Below are 24,697 nucleotides of genomic sequence, written 5' to 3'. Positions count from 1 at the left end.
GAAACTTACCCATCAGAGAGGTTGATGATTATCATTAGAAACATTCGTTGGACTGATCAATATCCATTCGACATCCTGAGGCTGCATTCCGCACCGGCCATGCAAGGCCAATCGTTCCACTCCAGCCCCATCGCCTGGTCGCGCAAGCGACCGGGGCCTGTCTTTTCGTGCCCTGTCAAAAGGATGAACGTCATGCGCACGACCCATCGGACCCTCGACCTCGATCTCGCTCTCCCTTCGAAAGCGCGCGTTGCGCATTCTCATGGGGTGCTCGTGTGGCTTCGAAACCGGGTGACGGCACTGCGCAATCGTCTTTCTGCGAACAGCCTCGCCGATCTTGATGACCGCCTGCTCAACGACGTTGGCCTCAGCCGCTCCGACGTCAACAAGGCGCTCAAGGAGACCGGCCTGGCTGACGATCCTTCGCAGCAACTGACCCGCCTAGCCCGCCGCCGGGCAGAACTCGCGCTGCGCGGTCGCAGGGCAGAATGAGACAATTCCCATCCCCGCAGGGTGACAGCCAATAGCCCTGCTCTTTGCCCGGTTTCGGAAAATTTTCCGGACCGGGCTTTTTTTTAAACGCTAAAATAACGGTGCCGGTTGTGAAATGCGAAAGGAATGGGGTCGGCAGGTAACGACTTGCTAACGGCCTTGTGTCAGCGATGAAGTGGCTTGATCGCGCTACTTCTGATGGGGATCTTTCATGCGCATTTCGACAAAACTGCCCGTCGCCGCAGCTCTCTTCGCCTTCGTCATCCTGAGCGCATCCGTTGCGATCGGTTTGGTGCAGCAGAGCCGTATCCTGGACCAGCAGGTGTTTGAGAAGCTGGAGGCAACGGCAGATGGACGCCGCAACGAAGCGCGCCGCTTCCTTGATGGGATCCAGCTGGATGCACAGCAGACCGCCGCCAACATGATGACGCAGCAGGCGCTCTTTGGCATAACCGGTGCATGGGCGAAGCTTGGTGACGATCCGGCAGCCGAATTGCACCGCCGATACATCGACGAGAACCCGAACCCGGTCGGTGAAAAGTTCGAGCTGGAAAGTGCCAAGAAGGATAATTACGACCGCGCCCACCGCCAGGGACACACGACATTCCTGAAGCACAAGGAAGCCCAAGGCTATTACGATATCTTCCTGATCGATGCAGAGGGCAACGTCGTCTACACCGTTATGAAGGAAACGGACTTCGGTACCAACCTGAATACCGGTCCCTACAAGGATACCGGCCTGGCCAAGGTTTTCCAGAAGGTCATCCAGAGCGACGACCCGAATGTCTTTGCCAATTCCGACTTCGAATCCTACGCACCGTCTTCCGGCGCGCCCGCCTCTTTCGTGGCTGTTCCGATCATCATGAACGACCGGAAGGTTGGCGTTCTCGCCTATCAGCTCCCCAACGACCAGATCAACGCCATCTTCTCCAACACCCGAGGCCTCGGCAAATCAGGCGAAACAGTCCTCGTCGATAGCGCCGGATTGCTGGTTTCCGACAGCACGCGCACGCCGGACTACGACACGTTGAAGGTGAGCATCAACTCGCCAATGCTGCAGGTTGCTCAGTCGTCCGGTGAAGCAACCGGCACGATCGAAGGCTATCGTGGCATCAGCAGCTTCGCGGCCATCGTGCCGTTGCAGTTTGGTGACGTCCGCTGGTCCGTCATCGCTCTGATCGGTGAAGAAGAAGTCTGGGCGCAGGTTGTCTCCGCCGGCCTTAAGTCCGTTGGTTTCGGCATTGTCCTGATCCTGGCCGGCTCCCTCGTTGGCGTCTTGTTCTCACGCTCGCTTACCCGGCCGATCTCCGAACTCGTCGGCTCCATGGGGCGCCTTGCCAATGGCGACACGAACATTGACCTGAAGGGCCTCGAGCGTTCGGACGAAATCGGCGATATGGTCCGCTCCGTCGCCGTCTTCCGGCAGGCGGAAATCGACAAACGTGACCTTGAGAGCGAAAATGAAACACGCCGTTCCGCAACAGAGACCGAGCGCCGACAGCGCGAGGCTGAGCGGGCGGCAGCTCAGGCCGAACTGACGGAAGCTATCGACGTGCTGGGTTCCGCCTTGCAGCGTCTGGCGAACGGTGACCTGACGGCCACCATCCAGAAGCCGCTGACCGGCAATCTCGACCGGTTGCGTCTTGATTTCAACGCCTCGCTGGAACGCCTGTCCGGCACGGTCTCGGCCGTTCACGGCAATGTCGCCGAAATCAACCGCAAGAGCAGCGCCGTCAGTTCCTCGACGGCCGATCTCAGCCACCGAACTGAGCAGCAGGCAGCTGCCCTTGTCGAAACCTCTGCCGCCATCCGCCAGATCATGGATGCCATCCGTCAGTCCTCCGAAAGGGCGGAAAATGCGTCCCGTCTCGCGCTTGAGGCGCGCACCAATTCGGACCGGTCCGGCGAAATCGTGGGTGGCGCGGTCGACGCCATGCAGCGCATCGAGAATGCGTCGAGCGAAATCTCGAAGATCATCAACGTGATCGACGAGATCGCCTTCCAGACCAACCTGCTCGCCCTCAATGCCGGTGTCGAAGCGGCTCGTGCCGGTGAAGCCGGCAAGGGCTTTGCGGTCGTGGCCCAGGAAGTGCGCGAACTCGCTCAGCGCTCGGCAACCGCCGCCAAGGACATCAAGGCGCTCATCACCAAGTCGGGCGAGGAAGTCGCAAACGGCGTCGGCCTCGTACGCCAGACCGGAACGGTTCTCTCATCGATCGCCGGTCAGGTCGTGCAGATCGGCGACCATATCCATTCGATCGCCTCCACCTCCAAGCAGCAGTCTGCAAGCCTCAACGAAATCAACGCCGCCGTTGGCCGGATGGAGGATGTGACCCAGCACAACGCCCGGGCTGCAGAGCAGACCAATGCTGAGATGGCCGGTCTGACACGCGATGCCGAAATGCTCTCCTCGCTCGTTGGTCAGTTTACCGTCGAAGCGAGCTCCGCCTCTGTCCAGAACCGCTTTGCTGATCAGCGCGACACCGGTTTTTCGCGGAATCCGAGCACGGGTTCCGGTCAGCCATCAGCGCCAGCCGCCCCCGTCCGCCCTGCGGCCAAGCCCCGTGTTGCGCCTGCTGAAGCCGGTAGCCGCTCGGTCGCCTCGCCAGCCCGCTCGCTGATGGACAAGATCTCTGTGGGGCTGGGAGCCAGGCTCAATCAGGCGAAGGACACGAAGTCCGAATCGGATTGGGAAGAGTTCTGAAGGCTTACGTTATCTTCTAACAACAACGGCGCGGGAAACCGCGCCGTTTGCATTTGAAGATGAAGGTGGCTGAAGACGGCGCGTCAGCCCTTCGGCGCCGGCGGCTCATTGTCTGCCGCTGTCTCGCCTTTGGAAGCTGTCAGATAGGTGTCGAAGATCTGCTCCATGCTCTTCTGGTAGCTCTTCTGCACTTCGAGCCCGCTGTCGAACATGGTGTTGATCATTGCCGCAAAGCCTTCACCGGCATCCTTCCCCGGGGCCTTGGACGCCTCGGGCTTCGACGCTTCCGGCTGAGCAGCGGTCTGCCCGGTGTAGGCGGCAGCCATGTCCTGGAACGCCTTGGCGAAGGGGTTCTCCAGGAAGGGGTTCGCCTGGGCCTGCGGCTCCGGCTTCTTCGACCCGCCCATCATTTCCTGGAAGGCGCGGGTGAAGGGATTGTCGAACATCGTATCGGCCTGGGGCTGCGGCTTCGGCTGCAGTCCGGTGCTTTCAAGCCATTGCTGCATCATCGCAGCCATCGGCGATGCCGTGAAGGCATTGGCGCCACCGAACTGGCCGGTGGCCTGCTTGAACAAGCCGCCCATCATCGTATCGGCCATCACAGGCATCATCTGCTTGAGGATGTCCTGCCCGATGCCGGTGAGCTGCGCCGCCTGCGCGGCAATCGCGCGGGAAACTTCCTTGGACCCAAACAGCTGCTGCAGAACCTGGTTGCCATCGGCGATGCCCTGCGGCGTGAAGGCGGAACTCATGTCCTCGAAGTATCGGGCATAATTGCCGGAGCTCATCGCGGAGAGCAGGGCCGAGAAATCGTAAGGGTTTGCCGTATTGCGCTTGAAGCCGGAGGCAAAGGCGGGCGTGAGCGCGGCCATGGCCTTCGCCGCCTGTTCCTGCGCCAGGCCGAACTGCCGCGCCATGGCGTCCATCGCGTTGCCGTTCTGTGCCTGGAGCATCATGTCGAACAATGGCAGCATGGACGCCTTCTCCCCGAATATGTGCGAATGTGTAAAGCACTATAGACGGAAAAAACCCTGGGCAAACCGGTTTCTACCGTTTTGCCCAGGGTCGCTGATCTGCGGGATAGGCGGAAGCGTCAGTACTGGTATTCGTCGAAGACAGGATCGACGGAGCCGTTCCAGCGCCCGTGATAGAGGCCAAGCAGATCGTCGGCCAGTGTCGTGCCCTTGGCGAGCACCTCGTCCAGCGTGTTGAGGAAGATGCTTTCATCCTGGCCGTCGCCGTTCAGCCGGGCTCTCGCCTTGAGGCCCTGGCGCGAGATGCCGACCATGTCGCGGGCAACCTCCAGCAGCGGCCGGCCGGCGACACTTGCCTTCAGGCCTTGCGCGGGCACAGCGTCGCGCATCGCGATCACGTCCTCGACCGTCCAGTCGGCGGTCGCGGCATCGGCGGCAGCAAGCGCTGCATCATCGTAAAGCAGGCCGACCCAGAAGGCCGGCAGCGCACAGATCCGCCGCCACGGGCCGCCATCGGCGCCACGCATCTCGAGGAAGCGCTTCAGCCGCACATCGGGGAACAGGGTCGACAGGTGGTTCGTCCAGTCACCCAGTTGCGGTGCCCAATCGGCGATCTCGCCTTTCAGAGCCCCGTCCATGAACTGGCGGAAGGTGATGTGCGTGCAATCGTGATAGCGGCCGTCGCGGGTGACGAAATACATTGGCGCGTCGATCGCCCAACGCACATAGTCGCCGAAGGAGAAATCCTTGGAGAAGGTGAAGGGCAAGACGCCTGCGCGCTGGTTGTCGGTGTCGCGCCAGATATCGCCACGCCAGGAGAGAAGCCCGTTGGGCTTGCCTTCGGTAAACGGCGAGGAGGCGAAGAGCGCGGTCGCCAGCGACTGCAGCTTCATCGACACCCGCATCTTCTGCCGCATGTCGGCTTCCGATGAGAAATCCAGGTTCACCTGAATGGTGCAGGTCCGGTACATCATGTCGAGACCCTTGGTGCCGACCTTCGGCATGTAACGGGTCATGATGTCGTAACGCGACTTCGGCATCCGCGGCGTCTCGGCCAACGTCCATTTCGGACTGCCGCCAAGGCCGAGGAACCGGATGCCCATCGGTTCGGCGATCTCGCGCAAGACGGCCAGATGCTGGTTGGACTCCTTGCAGGTCTGGTGCAGCGTCTCGACCGGGGCGCCCGACAGCTCGAACTGGCCGCCGGGCTCAATGGAAATCGCACCCATGCCATGCTGTTCGCCAAGCCCGATGATGTTCTCGCCGTCCATGATCGGCTCCCAGCCGAGCTTGCCCTGCATGCCCTTTAAAAGCGCAGAGATGCTGGCATCGCCGAAATAGGGAACGGGGCTGTTGTCGGCGCGGAAGAAGGCGAACTTCTCATGCTCCGTTCCGATCCGGAACTGCTCCTTCGGCTTGGAACCGGCATCCATATAGGCTGCCATGTCGTCGATTGTGCCGAGGGGGGTCTGGTCGGTGGTGTCACGGGCCATGAATGAAACCTTGTTGAGGCATCGTCGCTGGGCACGGGAGGCCCATCCGACAGGCTGATTGAACCGGATTTATATGCCGCGCAAGTGAAATTCTCTCAAGCACGGCTCAAAAAACTGGAACAAGCGAACGGTGTAGTGAACGCTAGCGCCAGTCGCCGATGGCGGCCTGTACCACGGCCATCGCGGCAACGGCGGCCGTGTCCGCCCTGAGGATGCGCGGCCCCAGAGGGATGGCCGTCACAAAGGGCAGGGAGCGCAAGAGTTGACGCTCCTCGTCCGAAAACCCGCCTTCCGGCCCGACCAGCAGCGCAAGCGACTTTTCCTCGATGCGGGAGAGGGCGGGTAGAGGATTCTGCGTCGAGCTGTCCTCGTCGCAATAGATGATCCGGCGCTCGGGCGACCAACGGTCGAGAAGATCACGCAGCTTCACCGGCTCAGCGACCCTGGGAATTGCGAGGATCCCGCATTGCTCGGCCGCCTCGACGGCATTGGCCTGCAGCCGCTCGACACTGCCGATCTTGCCCTGAACGTGCTGGGTCATGACCGGCTGCAACACCCCGGCACCCATTTCCACGGCCTTCTGCACCAGGTAATCCATCCGGCCGACCTTCAGCGGGGCAAAGAGAAAATGCAGGTCGCTGTCCTCAGGCTGCGGACGGGTCTCCTCGACGGGGGTCAGCAGGATGCGCTTGCGCGTGGGAAAGCCAACGCTTGCCCGCCACTCGCCATGACGGCCGTTGAACAGCAGCAGATCTGCGCCTTCGTCATAGCGCAGCACATGGGCAAGATAGTTGAACTGCTCGGTCGTCGCTTCGATCGTGTGTCCGGCGGCGAGATCCGCCGTGACATGAAGCCGCTGCATCTTGTAGTTCGCACGCATTGGAAAAAATCGACTCCCGTCATCAGCCAACGAGCTGAGACATAATCCAATAGATGATCGCTGCAAGCCCTGCAGAGAACGGAACGGTAATGACCCAGGCGGCGACGATTGTCATGAAATGCGAGCGGCGGACCAGATAGCGGCGGCGCAGCTCTTCCGAATTGCGCTCGGGTTTCGGCTCAACCTCCCAGCGCTCCGCCTTGGCGCGCATGTACTCGACCCGGCGCGTGGAATTGCGCGTGTACCACTCGCGGAAGAAGCCGACGCCGAAGACGGCACCGATAGCGATGTGGGTCGAACTTACCGGCAAGCCCACCGCCGAAGCGACAAGTACGGTGATCGCCGTCGACAATGATACGCTATAGGCCCGCATCGGGTTGAGTTTGGTGATTTCCTCCCCGACGATCCGGATGAGCCGTGGGCCGTAAAGCAGAATTCCGGTGGAGATGCCGAAGGCGCCGATCAGAACAACCCAAAGATGCGGTGCGCCCCCGGTGGGCAATCCATAAGTCCGCGTCGCCTCGACGATTGCCGTCAGCGGACCGATGGCATTGGCGACGTCGTTTGCGCCATGCGCGAAGGACAAGAGCGCAGCCGCGAAAATCAGCGGCAGGCGAAACAGCTTGCGCAGGGACTGGTTGCGGTTCTCAAGCCCAATGGACTGGCGCCGGATCAGAGGGATCGCGGCCGCCCAGGAGAGCAGTCCAGAGACAAGGCCGATCGCGAGCGCCATCGGCATGCTGATCGGGATCAACTGACCGAGCCCTTTCAGGGCGAGGTAGCTCAAAAAGGCGCCCACCATGACGGCAATCAGGATCGGCACCCATCGGCGGGCCGACCCGATCTTGTCCTCCCGGTAGATGACGAACTCCTTGATGAAGGCGAGAACCAGCGCCGCGATCACGCCGCCGATCAGGGGGGAAAGCACCCAGCTCGCCGTAATGCCACCGACAATGCCCCAGTTGAGCGCCGCAGGTCCTGCGGCAGCGACACCAGCGCCCAGAACCCCTCCGACCACGGCATGGGTGGTCGAGACCGGTGCATTGATCCAGGTGGCAAGATTGATCCAAAGTCCGGCCGACAGGAGTGCCGCCATAATTGCCCAGACGAAGGCGTCTGAAGACCCTGTCATGGAGGGTGCGATGATGCCGCGCGAAATCGTCGCGACAACCTCGTTGCCGGCGATCAGGGCCCCGGCGATCTCGAACACCACGGCAAGCGAGAGGGCCGTCGCCATGGTCATGACGCGGGCACCGACCGCCGGGCCGACATTGTTGGTCACGTCGTTGGCGCCAATGTTCATTGCCATATAGGCGGCGAGGGCCGCAGCGGCGATCACGACAGCAGCGCCCGGCTTTCCTGCGGCGGCGCCGGCGGCAACCACTGTGGCGAGGATGACGAAGATCAGGCCGAGGCCGAGCGGCGCCAACCCGCGCGACACGTGCTGCGAGGCCGCCTCGACATGGGCGACCTTGCCCAGATCCTTGTCCAGGGTCGGCTTCAAAAGCTTTGGCGTCGTTTTGCCCATGGGCCGGCTGCCTCCGGAAGAGGCCCCGTGCTGGTCCTCGTTCTTGCATGTCTAACGGCGGTTGATGAAAGTGACGCGTCGGCAACCGCCGGCCATGTCTTGGTTCACATCAATCCGAAGCCACTACCGGCAAAGGTCGGTGGGTTCAATATGACAGTTTTGTGACAAAGCCCTTTCAGGCCACCTCGGCAGATTTTTTTGGGTTTTCGGCCTGGCTCTGCAGGAGACGGGGGAAGGCACGGAAAAGCGCCTTCAGCTCCGGTTCATCGACGCGGTTCGCAGCTTCCTCGCAGGTGACCCATTCCAGGCGGCGGCTTCCCTTCTCCGGAAAGTCCTTGAGCATGGACTTGACCAGCAGGCTGTAGACCTGAACCCGCGTTGGCACCTTCAGGCCACCGTTCATCTTCTTCATGTAGCCATAGCTGCCGATGGGGTCGCGCTCGGCCTTGCCCTTGATGCCGGCTTCTTCATAGGCCTCCCGCTCGGCGATGGCGTGCGGTTGCTTGCCGGGCATATGCCACCCCTTGGGGATCACCCAGCGGCCGGTATCACGGCTGGTGATCACAAGCACTTCCAGCTCATTGGTCTTCTTGCGCCTGCGGTGACAGATCGCAGCAAATTGCTGCCGCGGCGGTCGCTGCAGCATGAGCCTGATGTCGGATGTGATACGGCCGATGATTCCCAATGGACTTGCACCTCGATTCGGTTGATTAGCGCATGATCAGTTGCTTAAGTGAAGGCTGATCGATGTCTTAGGCAAGCACTTAATGATCTAGATCTGCGGCGTAGCAGCCGATTCCCCGGCATGGGCATGTCGCTGCGACATGCCGTGCCGCATCTGGCAAAGCCAGCAGGGGGCTGCTCTGTTTCAACCGGGATCGAGCAACCCCAGTTGCCTGAGGCCATCCAGAACGCCCCAGGCGGCTTGGCCGTTGCCACGCACGATAGTCTTTCTACCCTGTGCAAGGCTGGAGAGCTCCCCCAGGGCGTTTTCCGGCAGAATGCCGGTCACCCCTTCTAGTTCGAACATCGCACGATCGTTGCCGGTGTCGCCAGCAACAACCACGAAAGAGAGCCGGATCCCCAACTCCGTGCACAGCCAGCGGAGTGCCTGACCCTTGTCTGCGGCGCTCGGAATAATGTCGAGATCGCGATTGCTCGAATAGACCACCCGCGCCCCCTGACCCTCCGAATGCAACCGGCTCTTGATCGCCTCCAGGTCGTCGGGACAGGCGTCATGCAGATACCAGCTGGATTTCAGCCGATGCTGATAGTGATCAGGCTGACGCGACAGTCTCTCCATCGGTCGAAGCAAGGCTTCGACACGATCGACGTCAAATCCGCGATCGAGTGTCGCCCGATAGGCATCGCCAAGATGGGGCCAGACTTCCGAATGAAGCATCGTCCCGACGCCTCCGATGACGAAGTCGGCCATGGGCAGGCCTTCTTCGGCAGTGAAGGCGAGGATATCTTCAACCAGCCGGCCGCTGTTGTAGACCAGCAGGGGACGCCGGTCGTCGGGCAGGGCCGACCAGTGTCTGGCAAAGGCATGCGCGCCATCGCGGTCGCCCGCTAGCGTGCCGTCCAGATCGGAACAAAAAAGTTGGATCGTGTTCAATCGCCGTCATTCCAGGGTTCGGCCCAGTCACTTTCCTCCAGAGCCTGCGCCACCGGCCGCCCCTCGACAAGGGCGATCAGCTGTTGCGCAATACCGGTCCAGGTAAAGAGACTGCGAGCCTTGTGCGCACCCATCCGGGAAAGCCGGCCGTAAAGCCGCGGGTGGTTGAGCGGTTTCATCATGGTGATACCCAGATCCTCCTTGTCGAAAGGATCCGCATAAAGCGCATGCCGGCCATAGCTTACCGCGCGAAAAAGACCGCCATGAATGGTGACGATCGTCGGGGTCCCGCTCGCCATTGCTTCAATTGCGGTCATGCCAAAGGGTTCGTAGCGGCTGGACAGCACAAACAGGTCGGCTGCGCGATACATGTCCGAGAGATCCTCGTCGGCCACGAAGCCGGTGAACTCCACCTTGTCGGTCAGCCCGAGATCCGCGACCTGCTGCTTCAGCTGCGCAAGGATTGTCTCTTCCTGCGCATCGAGACTTTCACCACCCAGCGCCAGCCGCAGCCGCGCGTCCGGAACGCGTTTGGCCAGCACCGAGAAGCCGTCGATCAGAAGATCATAGCCCTTGTTGGTCGCGAGCCTGCCGAGCGCCAGGACCGTGCGGCCCTCGAAGCCGAAGCGCTGGCGGACCATCTGGCGTGACGATTCCGAGACCGGATAAAAGCGGTTGTCGTCGTAACCCGGCGGGATCATGTGAACCCGGCTGCGCGAGAGGCCGTAATCTTCGGTCAGCATGTCGAGCTGGATGGGCGTCGTCGCAATCACAAGCTGGCAGCTGCGATAGACGATTAGCTCGTGCTGGATACGTTCTTTGAAGTTGAATTCCTGCTCAAACCTGTCGGCTCGCTCCGGATAATCGGTCTCCATCTGACGCTTCTTCCAGAGGCCGAGGGAATGCGGCGTATGGATATGCGGCACCCCAAGTGCCTCGGACAGTCGTTGCCCGGCGACGCCGGCGTCCCAATAATGACTGTTGATGAAGAGATAGGTGAGCCCCTCACGTTTGATGTAACGCAGAGCTTTCTCGTTCCATTCGCCCAGATGACGATGCAGATATTCCTTCGGAATGAAGTCCGGACCACCGCAGGGAATACGGATTACCCGTACATTTTCGTCGACTTCGTCGAATTCGGGCTGGTCTTCGAAGCGGCGGGTATAGATGTCGACCTTGTGCCCGAGCTGGGCCAGCTTCTTGGCGAGCTCAAGGACATAGACGACCTGTCCGCCGGTGTCGGCCGCACCTAAAGGCGGTTGGGCTGCAACATATCCATGTGTGGAGATGAGCGCGATGCGCGGTGTCTCCAATGCGTCCGATGTCGGTGCCATGGGTCCCCCGTTGTGAAAAATTCATTCGTATGAAGCGGGAAGATAACATGAAAAACGGCGTTCTGTTCCGAATAGTCGGATGAAAATTCTCGCGATGGGATGATTTGTCGTAAATCGACCTCTTCGGCCGCACAGTTCCTGCCACCGCTCGACCGCATGCGGCCCGTTCAAGAAGGGTCGCAGGTATCGTGAGTATTGGCCGATTCCGGGTGACCCGGCGTGCCCATGGCTTCAGTCGGAAGCCGAGTCCCGCGGCGGCCGTGTAACGCGCGTTGCCGGGTGAGTGCCCTCGCGTCGAAGAAGCCGCAGTTTCGCGACCCTGCCCCATTCGTCCGAGCGCGCGCTGTCGGCCGCCGCCTGCATCACGAAGTCGATATGCGTCTGCGCCGCCTGCTTGGCAGCAACGGGATCGCCGTCCCGGATCGCTTCCTGGATCGCCACATGCTGCTCCAGCAGCCGTTCGCGGGCGCTGGGGAGCGAAAACACCGCCTTGCGATTGAAGAGGATGCCTTCCGACAGCAGCCGGTAACAGGCCCGCATGGTGTGAAGGAGGATGATGTTATGGGCGGCCTCGCCAATGGCATTATGGAACTCGACGTCAGCCGCAAGCTCTGCCTCCGGCTCTGCATTCTCGTGCGCAAGTCGCATGTCGTCGACGATCCGTGCCAGAAGCGCCTTGTCCGTCTCGGTCGCCCGCTGGGCGGCAAGCTCCGCCGTCAGCCCCTCAAGTTCGCGCCGGTATTCGAGATAGTCGCGCGTTGCCCGCCCATGCCGGGAGATCAACTCGGTCACCGGCTTGGAAAACACCTGGCCAATGATATCGGCGACGAATGTTCCGCCGCCGTGATGGCTGACCAGCAGTCCTCTGGTTTCCAGCTCCTTCAGTGCCTCGCGCAGGATCGGCCTCGACACGTCGAGGGACTGTGCCAGATCCCGCTCGCCCGGCAGCCGATCGCCGTCGCGCAGCACGCCGTCGAGGATCAGCAGCTCGATCTGCTGCACCACCTCGTCTGCGGTCCGGCTGTGCGTCACGCCGGAAAAAAGGGTCTCGTCACTGTCGCTCACATGCGTCTCCTTGGCACTGAGACTTATCAAGCACCCTGCAGATTGGTCAAATAATTTGGCCACTTCTGCCGTCACACCCGGGCGTACAAAAACTGCGGATCGATCACATCCTGTGACAATTGCGCCTTTGCTCCCAGGCGGCAGCACTGCTAGCTTGACGATGGGCAAGGGAGACGAGTGACGTGGCAAAGGGTGATTTCGCATTTCCGATGGCGCCGGAGCGCACACTCGCGCTCGGCGAAATCCACGCGCGACCTTATGCGCTGGTAAAATCGAGCCGCGTCATCTTTCAGCTCGCCTTCATGATGGATGGCGGCTCAGCGGTACACCACGCCGCGATTGCCGAAATGTCCCGCGCCCGTGGCGTGCCGCTGCCAGACAAGCAGGCGCGCTATCAGGCATTGCCCTGGGGGCAGGGCACGCTGCGTTGGGAGCGGCACACGGAATTCTCGACCTGGTTCTGGGATGGCCCCCTGCCGGACACGTTCGGCGGCGAGGTGCCGATCCATCCCTTTGGTGATGGCTTTATCGCACCCGGTCCGCTGATCTCGGGTATCAGGCTTGAACTGCGGCCCGAGGGGCCGGAGAGCACCGAAGCGCGCAATGCCTTCGATCCGGCAAGCCTCTGCTACAGCGAATTGAAGAACGGCCAGGCGGCCGTCCTCACCGACTTCCGCCAGGATGGAAACGGCCTGACACAGATCCTCGTCATCGATCGCGGCATGACCGAGGCCGGACGAGGTGCTGTCGTCCAGCGTCTGCTCGATATCGAGACCTATCGCACCATGGCCATGCTCGGCCTGCCGCTCGCCCAGACCTTGTCCCCGGAAATCCGCCGGATCGAGGATGGGCTGACCGCCGTCACCCAGCGCATGAAGGCCCATGCCCGGGAGGAAGCCGACGAGATGCTGGCCGAGATCACCCGGCTTGCCGCCGAGCTCGAAGCCAATGCAGCCCTCAGCCTCTATCGGTTTGGCGCGAGCCGCGCGTATGACGGGATCGTGCGCGAACGCGTCAAGACGCTCGACGAGACGCCGGTGCCCGGCCATGAAACGCTGGGATCCTTCCTGGAGCGCCGCCTGGCGCCGGCCATGCGCACCTGCCAGTCGATCGAGGAGCGCCAGGCCAACCTGTCGCGCAAGCTGTCACGGGCCACCGGCCTCGTCCGCTCCTGGATAGACGTCGAGATGGAGCGCCAGAATTCCGACCTGCTCGCGGCCATGAACAGCCGCGCCGAAATGCAGTTGCGCCTGCAACAGACGGTCGAAGGCCTCTCGGTGGCTGCCATCTCCTATTACATCGTCGGCCTTGTCAGCTACGCCGCCAAAGCCATTCCGCACGATGTCCTGCCCGTCGATCCCGCCATCATCACCGGGATATCGGTGCCGCTTGCTGTCCTTGCCGTCTGGTGGGTGGTGCGCCGCATTCGCCGAAGCCACGAGAACGAGGCGTAACCTCTTCTTGCCTAAAGGCTGATGAGCGCCGTTCCGACCACGGCCAGCACAGCCCCGAGCCAGGCGGTCGGGCGCGGCGCTATCCCCGTGCGCAGCCAGAGCATCGGCAGGATGACGACCGGTGTCATCGAAGACAGGGTGGAGACGATCCCGACATTGCCGCCTTCGAGCGCCGCCATCAGAAGCGACATGCCGAGGCCGGTTCCGAAGAAGGAGGCGGCAATCGCGAGCCGTAGCGCGCGCCATTCGAAGGGTTCGCTGCTCTTCAGCCTGCGGATCGGCAATAGCGTCAAGGCGAGGAAGAAGAGAGCGGCAAGGCCCGAGCGCACGGCCATTGCCGTGAAGGGCTCCACACCATCGGCCATGGCGGGACGGGCGCTCAGATTGCCGAGCGCCTGCCCGAATGCGGTGACGATGCCGAGCACGATCCCCGATAGCGGTACGCCGCGCCCAAGGGAGGATGTGCCCCGGGTAGACCGGTCGGTGCCGGGCAGGCCGATCGCAAGCGCGATCCCGGTCAGGACCAGCGCCACGCCCGCCGCCTGTTGCAGGCTGATCGTTTCCCCCAGCACGAGATAGCCGAGCAGGAGCGCGAAAGGCGAAGTCAGCGAAAACAACAGCGCCGTTACGCGCGCGCCGGCGCTGTAGATGGCGGCGAAATAGGTGGTGCTGGCGATCATGATGCCGAAGAGGCTCGAGGCGGCGAGATAGCCGAGGTGCCAGGCCTCCAGACTGCGCCAGCCGCCGATGGCAAGCGACACGCTGCCGGTCATTACGACGGCGGCCGTCATCTGCCAGCGGGCGAGCCGAAAGAGCCCGACGCGTCCGTTGAGTTCGTTGATCAGCATGCCGCACATGGCGATGCAGGTGGCAGCGCCGAGGGCAAAGAGTTCCGAAATCAGCATGAGCCACCGGGGGAGACAGAGTTGCAGCCTAGTAGCATTGGGGTGGCGACTTGGCCACTGCCGCGCCGGATGCTGATCGCCCCTTGCCAGAAAAAGGCATCCGGCCCAAGAAGGGGAGGTTCGAAATGGAATGAGACACGCGTTTAGATGGCAAAGCAGGCAAAGGCCAAGCTCGACAAGAAGGGCCTGACGGGGCTCGGGATCGACAAGCTGGTCGAAATCCTTCTGGAGGAATCCGCCGCCAATAAGGCCCTGAAGGCAAGGCTTCAGACGGCATTGGCAGGTGAATCCGGGCCAGACGAAATGGCTCGGCTGATCGACAAGCGGATCGACGCCATCGATCAGGCCACCACGCGCATCAACCGCGCCCGCGCCAAGGATATGTCGGTCGAGTTCGCAGCGCTTGCCCGCAACATCCTGTCGGAACTCGGCAGCGCCGATCCTCAAGCAGCCGCTGAACGCATCCTGCGTTTTCTCGCCCTCCGCTTTCCGGTGTCCGCACGTCTTACCATGGACAATGCCCGCCTGTGGAAGGTCTTCGACGACGCCGAACTTTCGGCGCTCGACATGATCAAGGGGCTGGACGAAGGCGCACAGGCACTGCTCGTGCCGCAGATTGAAAAGCTGCGGCTTCGCGACCGCTACGGCGAACACACCGGCTTCCTGCGCGCCCTCACATCCGTCCTTGGCAAGCGGGCCGCCGCGGCCTGGAAACAGATGCTGGCGGCGGTGCTGCCGAGCGAACCCCTGAAGCTCGGCGCGCTCGATCTCTTGCAATCTCTCGCCCTGCACCAGGGAGAAATCGACGACTTCCTCACACTTGAGCGGCAGAAGCCCGACAACCGCCGCGATACGCTCGCCGTGGCAGCCCTGCTCCATGAGGCGGGACGTTTCGAGGGTGCCCTCGAATGGGTACGCGAGAGACCACGCGGCGTGCGCCTGATCCCGGTCAACGGCGTGCTTGCCTCCGTCGGCCCCGAATACGGCGCCCATGAGCGACGCCTGCTGGAGGCGGAAATCCTGGAAAAGCTCAAGCGCCGCGAGGATGCGCAGGAGCTGCGCTGGCGGGAATTCTGCGAAACCCTCGGCCCATCCGTCCTTCGGCTGTATCTCTCCAAGCTCGACGATTTCGCCGAATTCGACGAGATGGACCGTGCCTTCGCTGTCGCCAAGGCGCATGACGACATCTATCTGGCGCTCGACTTCTTCCTCGCCTGGCCCCGCCTCGATCTCGCCGCAGCCCACGTCCTGGAGCATCAGCACGACTGGGAAGGCCGCCACTACGACGATCTGGCTCCCGCGGCCGAAGCGCTCACCGCTAAGGAGCCGCTCGCTGCGGTCGTGCTCTACCGTGTTCTGGTCGAGGACATCCTCAGGCGCGGCATCGGTATGGCCTATCCCCATGCCGGCCGCTATGTCGGCGAACTTGCCCGCCTCATGCCCAACCTGCGCGAAGGCCACGGCCTCTCGACCCATGCCGCCTTTCTGGCAGAGCTTCGGCGCAATCATTCCAAAAAATACGGCTTCTGGAGCTCGGTGCCGGGCGGGCTATCGGGCTAAGTCCTATCGTTCCCAATAGGGCACCGGCCCGTAAAGCTCGGCCAGATAGTCAATGAACAGCCGCACCTTCGCGGGCAGGAACTGACGGCTCGGATAGACCGCCGACAGCGCCACATTGCGCGAACTCTCATACTGCGGCAGCACCTGCACCAGACGGCCGCTCTTCAGCTCCGTGCCGATATCCCAGGTCGAGCGGAGCGCGATACCGAGGCCAGCGATGACTGCCTCCCGGATCACATCACTGGAATTGGTGATCAGCATGCCTTCTGGGCGCAGCACCACGGGTCCGTTCGGCCCTTCCAAACGCCACGAATCCATATTGTGCGCCGGCAGACAGCGATGGCGTTTCAGGTCCTCCAGCGTCTCAGGGGTGCCGTGCTGGGCCAGATATTCGGGCGAAGCGCACAGAACCCGGCGCACCGGCGCGAGCCTGCGGGCGACCAGTGACGAATCGTTCAGTTCTGCGATGCGGATCGCCAGGTCGAAGCCGCCGCCAACGATGTCGGTGAATTCGTCGGAAAGAATGAGGTTCAGCGTGAGGTCGGGATGCCGGTCCATGAAGGGTTTCAGGTTTGGCGCGATATGCATGCGTCCGAATGAGGTCGGCGCCGAAATCTTCAGGACACCATTGACCTCCGACGACCGACCGGAGGCGAAGGCTTCGGCCTCCTCCAGTCCGGCAAGCACGGTCAGCACCCGCTCATGAAAACCCTGACCCGCTTCCGTCAGCGAAATCTGCCGCGTCGTCCGCTGCAGGAGCCGGGTGCCGAGCTTGTCTTCCAGCCGCTTGATGCGTTTGGAGACGACAGCCGGCGAAAGGCCGAGATCGCGCGCCGCAGTCGACATGCTGCCCGCCGCGATCACGCGGACGAAAACTTCCAGGTCGCCGAGATTCGTCATGAATGCGGATCACTCTTTCTCATTTTGTCATAAGTCCATAGCATTTGCGCTGCCAAACTCATAGTGGTAAGAAAATTGAACCAGTTGAGATTGGCGCCGTGTATCGTTAGCATGGCGGGCGACGAGGGGATGTTATCATGACCGAGGCCATAGCCTTCCTGCCGCCGCGCGCTGATGTTCTGGCACGCCGCGCCGAAATCCTGGCAGATCTCCGCGAACTCGTTCCCCCGGGGCGCCTCGTCGAGGAAAACAACGCGCTGGTGCCCTTCGAGACCGATGGCTTCATCGCCTATCGCCGCCGTCCGCTGGCCGTCGTCCTGCCTGAAACCACGGCACAGGTGGCAGCCGTGATGAAATACTGCCATCGCTACGGCATTCCCGTCGTCCCGCGCGGGGCCGGCACCTCGCTGTCGGGGGGCGCCATCCCGCAGGAAGACGCCGTTGTCCTCGGCCTTTCCGCCATGACCCGCATCCTCGACGTGGACTATGCCAACCGCACCGCAACCGTTCAGGCCGGCGTCACCAATCTTGCCATCTCCGATGCCGTCGGCGCGGACGGTTTCTTCTACGCGCCCGATCCAAGCTCGCAGCTCGCCTGCACCATCGGCGGCAATATCGGTATGAATTCCGGCGGCGCACACTGTCTGAAATACGGTGTCACCACCAATAACCTGCTCGGCGTCAAGCTGGTCCTGGTTGATGGCACAGTGATAGATCTGGGTGGCCAGCATCTCGATGCCGAAGGTTATGACCTGCTCGGCCTCGTCTGCGGCTCCGAAGGCCAGCTCGGTATCGTGACTGAGGCAACGGTGCGCCTGCTTGCAAAGCCGGAAGGTGCGCGTCCCGTGCTCTTCGGCTTCGACAGTGCGGAGGAAGCCGGCTCCTGCGTCGCCGATGTCATCGGCGCCGGCATCATTCCGGTCGCAATCGAATTCATGGACAAGCCAGCGATCCAGATCTGCGAGGCCTTTGCCAAGGCGGGTTATCCGCTTGATGTCGAGGCCCTTCTGATCGTCGAGGTCGAGGGCTCCGAAGCCGAAATGGACGCCATGCTCGCTTCGATCGTCGAGATTGCCAAGACGCATGGGGTGAAGACGGTGCGCGAATGCCAGTCGGCCACCGAAGCAGCGCTCATCTGGAAAGGCCGAAAATCCGCCTTCGGTGCCACCGGCCGCATCGCCGACTACATCTGCATGGACGGCACCGTTCCCTTGAGCCAGCTCGCTTACGTGCTGAGAAAAACTGCCGAGATTGTCGATCGCTACGGCCTGCGTGTCGCCAATGTCTTCCACGCCGGCGACGGCAACATGCACCCCTTGATCCTCTACAACATCAACGATCCGGAAGACGCCGCCAAGGCCGAAGCCGCCGGCATGGAAATCCTGAAACTCTGCGTTGATGCCGGCGGTTGCCTGACCGGCGAACACGGCGTCGGCATCGAAAAGCGCGACCTGATGTTGCATCAGTTCACGAAGGTCGACCTCGATCAGCAGATGGCCGTGCGTTCGGCTTTTGATGCGGATTGGATATTGAACCCCTCCAAGGTCTTTCCGCTGGAGGGGAGGGCGTGATGATGTCGTTTCTCCCCGCCGCATACCCCCCTCTGTCCTGCCGGACATCTCCCCCACAAGGGGGGAGAGCGGGAACCCGCCAACGCCCTGCACCTTACCGAACTTCCGACGGTCAGACGTCGCGCAATAGCGCGTCATCTGGCTCGTTGATCTTCGTTCAAATTCGTACCGCCGAGCGACCCCATCCACTCTCCTCCCATGTGGGGGAGATGCCCGGCAGGGCAGAGGGAGGCGTCCTTGCGCTGAGACTTGAAGGGGCCACCCCATGCTGACCCCATCGACCGAAACCGAAGCCGCCGACATCATCCGAGCCCATGTCGAAAGCCGTACACCGCTTGCCCTTCGGGGAGGCGGCACCCGCGCCGGCTTCGGCAATGCCGTGAATGCCGCCGAAACTTTGTGCTCCACGGCGCTCACTGGCATCACCGTCTATAACCCCGCCGAGATGGTCATGACCGCCCGCGCAGGAACGCCGGTGGCCGAGATCGAGGCCGCATTGACCGCGAACGGCCAGGGCATGGCCTTCGAACCCATGGACCATCACCCCCTGATGGGCACCACGGGTACACCGACCATCGGCGGTCTCTTTGCCGTCAACAGTTCCGGTCCGCGCCGGTTCACGGCGGGGGCTGCCCGCGACCATCTACTGGGTATCCGCTTCGTCAACGGCGCGGGTGAACTGGTGAAGGCCGGCGGCCGGGTGATGAAGAATGTGACCGGTCTTGATCTGGTGAAGTTGCTCGCCGGCTCCCATGGCACGCTCGGCTTCCTCACCGATGTCACGTTCAAGGTCCTGCCGACGCCGAAGACATCAGTCACGATCGTCATCTCCGGCCTGGAAGACGACGAGGCCGTGCGGGCCATGGCGGCTGCCATGTCGCTGTCGGTCGAAGTCTCAGGGGCAGCCCATCTGCCGGAAAGCGTGCGCGGGCGATTGCTCGGCGGCACCCTGCCCGAGGGGCCGGCAACCGTGCTGCGGCTCGAGGGTCTTGCCGCATCCGTTGCCGTCCGGGCCGACAAGCTTGAGGTCGCCATGACAGGCTTCGGCCCGGTAGCGCGCCTCGACAGCGAGGCCTCAACTGTCCTCTGGCGCGAAATCCGCGACGTTGCGCCTTATGCCGATGGCACGGAACGCCCCCTCTGGCGCGTGTCCATGGCCCCTTCGCGCGGTCACGAACTCGTGGCGGGCCTGCGTCTGCGCGCGGGCGTCGACGCCTTCTATGACTGGCAGGGCGGACTGATCTGGATGCGCATGGAAGCCGATCCGGAAGCCGATATTCTGCGCCATGGTATTCGCACCCTGGGCGGTGGTCATGCGACCTTGCTCCGGGCAAATCCAGCTATTCGGGCAGCGACTCCGGCTTTCGAACCCCAGTCACGCCCGGTCGCCCTTCTGTCCGAGCGCATCCGGGGAAAGCTCGATCCGCACGGCATCTTCAACCCCGGACTGATGACATCAGGAGTGTCTCAATGACCGACCCAAACTTCCGCCCACCTGCCGGTCCCGCCGGAGACACCTGGTTTTCGCCGGGTCGTCTCAATGCACAGATGGTCTACGCCCTCTATCTCGTGAGCTTCGTCGTCGGCATCACCGGCATCATCGGTCTGATCATGGCCTATGTAAACCGAGGCAAGGGCGAGCCTTGGGTCGACACACACTACACCTATGCCATCCGTACCTTCTGGATCGGACTTCTCTACGCACTGATCGCCTCGATCCTGATGCTGCTGGCGATCGGCTTCATCCTGATCTTTGCCGTCGCCATCTGGATCGTCGTGCGCTGCGTCATCGGCCTGCAGAAGGCCTCTGCCGGAGAACCAATCGCCCGCCCCGAAAGCTGGTGGATCTGAACGCCACGGCCACATTGCCGGCCGCAAGCCGCGCCTGAGTTCGCCTGAGGAGAATCTGCGTGCAGACCAATTTTACCGCCGAACAGCTCGCCGATCCCCATGTTGCGGAAGCGGAATCGATCCTGCGCAAATGTGTGCATTGCGGTTTCTGCACGGCCACCTGTCCGACCTATGTTACCCTCGGCAACGAGCTCGACAGCCCGCGCGGCCGGATCTACCTGATCAAGGACATGCTGGAAAACGGACGACCAGCCGATAACCAGATCGTCACCCATATCGACCGTTGCCTCTCCTGCCTCGCCTGCACGACGACCTGTCCCTCCGGTGTCGACTACATGCATCTGGTCGACCATGCCCGCGTCCATATTGAAAAGACTTATCGCCGCCCGTTGATGAACCGGCTGACGCGTAACGTGCTGGCCATGGTCCTGCCTTATCCGGGCCGGTTCCGTCTTGCCTTGAAGCTGGCCGCCCTCGGTCGCCCCTTCGCCGGCCTCTTCGATCAGGTGAAGGCCTTGAAGCCTGTGGCCGCCATGCTGCGCCTTGCGCCGGCAAATGTCCCTCTACCCTCGGATTTTGCTAAACCCGCCACCCATATGGCAGTTGTGCCGCGCCGCGGCCGGGTCGCCATCCTCACCGGCTGCGCACAGCCCGTGCTTGATCCGGGTATCAACGAAGCCGCCATTTCGCTGCTCACCCGTCTCGGTGTCGAGGTTATTGTTCCGCCGGGCGAGGGCTGCTGTGGCGCGCTGGTCCATCATATGGGCCGCGAGGCGCAGGCGCTCGACAGCGCCCGTCGCAATGTCGATGTCTGGACACGCGCCGTGGACGAGGGCGGCCTTGATGCGATCATCGTCACGACATCAGGCTGTGGCACGAAAATCAAGGACTATGGCCACATGCTGCGCCTCGATCCCGCCTATGCCGAAAAGGCAGCCCGGGTCTCGGCGCTTGCGAAGGACATCACCGAATATCTCTCCACCCTCGACCTCCCCGCAGGCGAAACCAGGGGCATGACGGTCGCCTATCATTCCGCCTGCTCCCTGCAGCACGGGCAGAAGGTGACGATGGCGCCGAAACTGCTGCTGAAGGCGGCAGGCTTTACCGTCAAGGATCCGCCGGAGGGTCATCTCTGCTGCGGCTCGGCAGGCACCTACAACATCATGCAGCCCGAGATCTCGGCGCGGCTCAAAGCCCGCAAGGTCAAGAATATCGAGTCGACGAAGCCGGATGTCATTGCCGCAGGCAATATCGGCTGCATGACCCAGATCGGTTCGGCTACCGGCATTCCCGTGGTCCATACGGTGGAATTGCTGGACTGGGCCTATGGCGGCAAGAGGCCGAGGGCGTTGCGCAGCATCCACCGGATCAACTGAGGGAATTATTAAGCGATTGCTGTTATAACGATCCCAGGATGAAACATCCTGGAGGCTGTTATGGGTAACAGGCATCTGACAATCGCGATGCTCGCACTCTGTTCCTGGACAATGCCCGCATTCGCCGCCGCCGATCGCATCTATTGCGCCGCGTCCGACGCGGTCGTAAATGTGACGCTAGAAACCGGCTTCAGCAACAAGGACGAGCAAAGGCTCATACATTTCCGCGGTATGGTCGCAGTGTTGGATAAAGCCGTTCCCCCGGAGTTCCGGCGGATCGAGCTTGATTCAGACATGCTGCGCCAATACTGGACGGACGGACGAGACCTTCGTTTCAGCCTGCACGCCTTTTCGCCGAGCAAATCCCCGGTCTATCGTGTCACCATATCGCTCGTGACGAACCGCAAGGCGGACAGCGATGAGCGCTATGACGGAAGCTTTCGCTTGGCGGTCCAGAGACTGACGGCAGGCAGCCGCGTCGATGGCGAAACCCTGTTTGAACACGAAGTACCGATATTCTGCGCAATCAAGCGGTCGGTCTGGCCGTCTCAGAACTTGTAGCTGACCCCCACATTCACCGCATTGGTGAGGATCTGCGTCTTCAGCGTCGTGCCGGAATCGATGTCGACATCGACCCAGGAATAGTTGCCCTTGTATTCGAGAAAGGCGGCCCAGTTCTTTGTGAACTTATAGGCCACGCCCGCTTGCGCCTGCAGGGTCGCGCCCCCGAACTGATACTCGAAGGTCTTGCCCGACCCGCGCGTCACTTCGACATGCGGAACATTCACGCCGGCGCCAGCGCCGACATAAGGCACGAATTTTGTCCCCGCGATCGGCATGCGATAGAGCGCATTGAGCGTCAAAAGGTTGAGCCCATCCGAAAACTCGAAATGCGACCAGCCGGATGACGCCAGTGTCTCATCATCGGCATAGACCTTGGAATGGCTGAAATCCACGGAGAGGCCGAGGTTCGGCCTGCCCAGATCGTCCATCCACCAGGTGCCACGCAGGCCGTAATAGGGTGGGCTCTCGAAGGATTTTCCTTCCCAGCCGGCTCGAAAATCCGTTCCGTCGGAAAGGTCGATGTCACTGTGCGGCGCCGTCTGAAAGCCGCTATAGACGGAGATCGCCATCTCCGCATGGGCAGGGGAAGTCAAGGCAGAGATCAGGACGCCGGCCAGAGCCAGCGGAAATGCGCGTGATGTCATCAAGAAGCCCCCGGACAGTCTGGCAGACGGGCTGATCCGCCTGCCGTTTACTGAAGACTGCCCCGGCGAGGCAACAGGAAGATGACAGCAAAACGGCCGCGCTGGGTGGCGCGGCCGCGAATGTGGTCTCGGCAAATGGCTCTTGGTTCAGCCGCCGAAGATCGTGCGCAGGATGTCGATGCCCTTGTCGTCGAAGGAAACGTCACCCTGCTTGTTGCCGGGGCCCACGACGATGACCTTGGCGCCGACCTCGGCGCGATCATAGAGATGCTCGACATCCTTGTTCATCATGCGGATGCAGCCGGACGACATGTTGAGGCCGATCGTCCAGGGCTGGTTGGTGCCGTGAATGCGGAAAATCGTGTCGCGGCCACCCTTGTAGAGATACATGGCGCGCGCGCCGAGCGGATTGTCCGGGCCGCCTTCCTGCACGACCGGCAGCATATGGCCTTTGGCGGCTTCGCGCCGGCGCATTTCTTCCGGCGGGCGCCATTCCGGCCATTCCGACTTGCGACCGATTTTCACCACGCCCGACCAGCCGAAGCCGTCACGACCGACGCCGACGCCGTAACGGGTCGCGCGGTTGTTGCCTTCGACGAAGTAGAGGAACTTGTTGTTGGTATCGATGATGATCGTGCCGGGCTTCTCGTCGGTAGTCAGACGGACGACCTTGCGCTTGAACTTCTCGGCAACCTGCTTCTGCTGCACGACAAGCGTGACATCGCTCGACGTCTGGACGCGGTTGAGGGTGAGGGCGCTTGCCGGCATGGGAAGCAGGAAAGTCGCCGCGATCATGGTCGCGGCAACCCGGGTCGTGATGGAATCGAGCATGGTTGGTCCCCTGAATTTACTGGGGTGAGAGCCTAGCCGCTTCCTTTGCTAATGCAAGAGCCGAGCCGGCGATTGTGACATGGAGAGTGCTTCAGATCACAATTACCTTGGTCCCGACCTTCACCCGATCATAAAGATCGGTCACGTCCTCGTTGCGCATGCGAATGCAACCGGAGGAGACGCCGCTGCCGATCGACCAGGGCGCGTTGGTGCCGTGGATGCGGTAGAGGGTGGAGCCAAGATACATGGCGCGCGCCCCGAGCGGATTTTCCGGTCCGCCTTCCATGCTGGCCGGCAGATAGTGACCCTTGGCCGCTTCCCGGGCGATCATTTCCTGCGGCGGGTTCCACGACGGCCATTCGCGCTTGGCTGTCACCTTATGCGTTCCGGCCCATTCGAAGCCAGGCTTGCCGACCCCGACGCCATAGCGCTTGGCCATGCCGTTCTCCATCACGAGATAGAGGAAACGTTCGCGCGTATCGATGACGATCGTGCCCGGCTTCTCCGTCGTTTGGTATTCCACCATCTGCGGCAGGAATTGCGGCTCGATCTGCGTGCGCACCGGCTTGTTCGGGCGCATGGCGACCTGCTGCACGGCAGGCTGCTGTCCAAACAGAACGCGGCGCTGCTGCACGACTTGCGGCTGCGGCTGGCGAACGATCTGCTGGCGATAGACGGGCACCATCTGGCGACCGGCATTGGCGACCGGCCGCGTCGCGTAACCCGGTCTCTGCGGCGGCAGACCGCCGAGTTGCAGCAGCCAGGCCGCCTGCAGGTCCGGGCTCACCATGACAGGGGGGCGGCTCTGGTAACGGTCGTTTGCAGTGGCGGAAAAGGCAAATGGCAGGCTGGCAATGAGGGCCAGCAGGATTGATTTCTTCAACATCGGACAACTCGCAACATGGGACCGAAGGCGGCGGCAGGCAAAAAGCCGACCGGGTTCACGGTGATCG

At 62.1% G+C, this 24,697-nt stretch carries 22 protein-coding genes; 9 read left to right on the top strand and 13 right to left on the bottom strand.

The genetic code is table 11. From position 1 onward, the window contains the following. The first annotated feature begins 192 nt into the window (after positions 1 to 192). Together ASE36_RS04940 and ASE36_RS04935 are read left to right on the top strand one after the other, a co-directional pair. Positions 193 to 492, top strand: coding sequence for a DUF1127 domain-containing protein (locus ASE36_RS04940; protein WP_062276111.1), 300 nt, complete (start codon positions 193 to 195; stop codon positions 490 to 492). A 211-nt stretch (positions 493 to 703) separates the two neighbouring features. After that, the gene (locus ASE36_RS04935; protein ID WP_062276109.1) at positions 704 to 3,196 is read left to right on the top strand and encodes a methyl-accepting chemotaxis protein; all 2,493 of its coding nucleotides are present in this window, start codon (positions 704 to 706) and stop codon (positions 3,194 to 3,196) included. Between the two features lie 83 nt (positions 3,197 to 3,279). Here the strand turns inward: ASE36_RS04935 and ASE36_RS04930 are convergent, their stop codons facing one another. From ASE36_RS04930 to ASE36_RS04895, 8 genes are all read right to left on the bottom strand, one after another. Then, positions 3,280 to 4,170 carry a DUF937 domain-containing protein gene (locus ASE36_RS04930; protein ID WP_062276107.1) on the bottom strand — a complete coding sequence of 297 codons (891 nt, stop codon included), beginning with the start codon at positions 4,168 to 4,170 and terminating at the stop codon, positions 3,280 to 3,282. 119 nt (positions 4,171 to 4,289) lie between these two features. Further along, a complete protein-coding gene (locus tag ASE36_RS04925; RefSeq protein ID WP_062276105.1) occupies positions 4,290 to 5,663 on the bottom strand; it encodes a glutamate--cysteine ligase in 1,374 nt (457 codons plus the stop codon). Between the two features lie 142 nt (positions 5,664 to 5,805). Beyond that, complete coding sequence (locus ASE36_RS04920) at positions 5,806 to 6,543, bottom strand: 16S rRNA (uracil(1498)-N(3))-methyltransferase (RefSeq protein WP_062276103.1); 738 nt, start codon at positions 6,541 to 6,543, stop codon at positions 5,806 to 5,808. A 22-nt stretch (positions 6,544 to 6,565) separates the two neighbouring features. Next, positions 6,566 to 8,071 (bottom strand): inorganic phosphate transporter, encoded by a 1,506-nt coding sequence (locus ASE36_RS04915; RefSeq protein WP_062276100.1) that lies wholly within the window; start codon positions 8,069 to 8,071, stop codon positions 6,566 to 6,568. 175 nt (positions 8,072 to 8,246) lie between these two features. Next, entirely contained in the window at positions 8,247 to 8,756 is a 510-nt protein-coding gene (locus tag ASE36_RS04910) for an NUDIX hydrolase (protein WP_162244202.1), read from the bottom strand. Between the two features lie 183 nt (positions 8,757 to 8,939). Beyond that, the gene (locus tag ASE36_RS04905) at positions 8,940 to 9,689 is read right to left on the bottom strand and encodes an HAD family hydrolase (RefSeq protein ID WP_062276099.1); all 750 of its coding nucleotides are present in this window, start codon (positions 9,687 to 9,689) and stop codon (positions 8,940 to 8,942) included. Next, the gene (locus tag ASE36_RS04900; RefSeq protein ID WP_062276097.1) at positions 9,686 to 11,023 is read right to left on the bottom strand and encodes a glycosyltransferase family 4 protein; all 1,338 of its coding nucleotides are present in this window, start codon (positions 11,021 to 11,023) and stop codon (positions 9,686 to 9,688) included. The genes ASE36_RS04905 and ASE36_RS04900 overlap by 4 nt, the downstream gene beginning before the upstream one ends. A gap of 231 nt (positions 11,024 to 11,254) precedes the next feature. Beyond that, positions 11,255 to 12,088: a FadR/GntR family transcriptional regulator gene (locus ASE36_RS04895; RefSeq protein ID WP_156378565.1), complete on the bottom strand. Its 834-nt coding sequence runs from the start codon at positions 12,086 to 12,088 to the stop codon at positions 11,255 to 11,257. Between the two features lie 182 nt (positions 12,089 to 12,270). On the opposite strand from ASE36_RS04895, the gene ASE36_RS04890 reads away from it, so the two are divergent. Beyond that, the gene (locus ASE36_RS04890; protein WP_062276093.1) at positions 12,271 to 13,542 is read left to right on the top strand and encodes a DUF3422 family protein; all 1,272 of its coding nucleotides are present in this window, start codon (positions 12,271 to 12,273) and stop codon (positions 13,540 to 13,542) included. 11 nt (positions 13,543 to 13,553) lie between these two features. On the opposite strand, the gene ASE36_RS04885 is transcribed toward ASE36_RS04890, so the two are convergent. After that, positions 13,554 to 14,447 (bottom strand): DMT family transporter, encoded by an 894-nt coding sequence (locus tag ASE36_RS04885; protein WP_062276092.1) that lies wholly within the window; start codon positions 14,445 to 14,447, stop codon positions 13,554 to 13,556. A gap of 147 nt (positions 14,448 to 14,594) precedes the next feature. Here ASE36_RS04885 and ASE36_RS04880 point away from each other — a divergent pair, with 147 nt between their 5' ends. Continuing rightward, positions 14,595 to 16,007, top strand: coding sequence for a DUF6880 family protein (locus tag ASE36_RS04880; RefSeq protein WP_062276090.1), 1,413 nt, complete (start codon positions 14,595 to 14,597; stop codon positions 16,005 to 16,007). A gap of 3 nt (positions 16,008 to 16,010) precedes the next feature. Here the strand turns inward: ASE36_RS04880 and ASE36_RS04875 are convergent, their stop codons facing one another. Beyond that, entirely contained in the window at positions 16,011 to 16,907 is an 897-nt protein-coding gene (locus ASE36_RS04875; protein ID WP_062276087.1) for a LysR family transcriptional regulator, read from the bottom strand. 137 nt (positions 16,908 to 17,044) lie between these two features. Here ASE36_RS04875 and ASE36_RS04870 point away from each other — a divergent pair, with 137 nt between their 5' ends. The 5 genes from ASE36_RS04870 (at position 17,045) to ASE36_RS04850 (ending at position 22,266) form a co-directional block, all read left to right on the top strand. Next, positions 17,045 to 18,478 (top strand): FAD-linked oxidase C-terminal domain-containing protein, encoded by a 1,434-nt coding sequence (locus ASE36_RS04870; protein WP_062276085.1) that lies wholly within the window; start codon positions 17,045 to 17,047, stop codon positions 18,476 to 18,478. A 265-nt stretch (positions 18,479 to 18,743) separates the two neighbouring features. Beyond that, the gene (locus tag ASE36_RS04865; protein WP_062276082.1) at positions 18,744 to 19,952 is read left to right on the top strand and encodes an FAD-binding protein; all 1,209 of its coding nucleotides are present in this window, start codon (positions 18,744 to 18,746) and stop codon (positions 19,950 to 19,952) included. Beyond that, positions 19,949 to 20,329 (top strand): DUF4870 family protein, encoded by a 381-nt coding sequence (locus ASE36_RS04860; RefSeq protein WP_062276080.1) that lies wholly within the window; start codon positions 19,949 to 19,951, stop codon positions 20,327 to 20,329. Before ASE36_RS04865 ends, ASE36_RS04860 begins: the two co-directional genes overlap by 4 nt. 59 nt (positions 20,330 to 20,388) lie before the next feature. Continuing rightward, positions 20,389 to 21,705, top strand: a complete 1,317-nt coding sequence (gene glcF, locus ASE36_RS04855) for a glycolate oxidase subunit GlcF (protein WP_062276078.1) — start codon at positions 20,389 to 20,391, stop codon at positions 21,703 to 21,705. A 111-nt stretch (positions 21,706 to 21,816) separates the two neighbouring features. Next, the gene (locus tag ASE36_RS04850; RefSeq protein WP_156378564.1) at positions 21,817 to 22,266 is read left to right on the top strand and encodes a hypothetical protein; all 450 of its coding nucleotides are present in this window, start codon (positions 21,817 to 21,819) and stop codon (positions 22,264 to 22,266) included. On the opposite strand, the gene ASE36_RS04845 is transcribed toward ASE36_RS04850, so the two are convergent. The 3 genes from ASE36_RS04845 to ASE36_RS04835 form a co-directional block, all read right to left on the bottom strand. Further along, on the bottom strand, positions 22,254 to 22,913 hold the full coding sequence (locus ASE36_RS04845) for an outer membrane protein (protein ID WP_062276075.1): 660 nt from the start codon (positions 22,911 to 22,913) through the stop codon (positions 22,254 to 22,256). The two genes, ASE36_RS04850 and ASE36_RS04845, sit on opposite strands and share 13 nt — an antisense overlap. Before the next feature lie 147 nt (positions 22,914 to 23,060). Then, positions 23,061 to 23,744 carry a L,D-transpeptidase gene (locus ASE36_RS04840; RefSeq protein WP_062276073.1) on the bottom strand — a complete coding sequence of 228 codons (684 nt, stop codon included), beginning with the start codon at positions 23,742 to 23,744 and terminating at the stop codon, positions 23,061 to 23,063. Between the two features lie 91 nt (positions 23,745 to 23,835). Next, positions 23,836 to 24,630, bottom strand: coding sequence for a L,D-transpeptidase (locus tag ASE36_RS04835; protein ID WP_062276071.1), 795 nt, complete (start codon positions 24,628 to 24,630; stop codon positions 23,836 to 23,838). Between the last annotated feature and the right edge of the window lie 67 nt (positions 24,631 to 24,697).

The sequence above is a fragment of the Rhizobium sp. Root274 genome, from assembly GCF_001429245.1.
Taxonomy (GTDB): domain Bacteria; phylum Pseudomonadota; class Alphaproteobacteria; order Rhizobiales; family Rhizobiaceae; genus Allorhizobium.
This window is presented reverse-complemented; position numbering and strand designations above follow the sequence as displayed.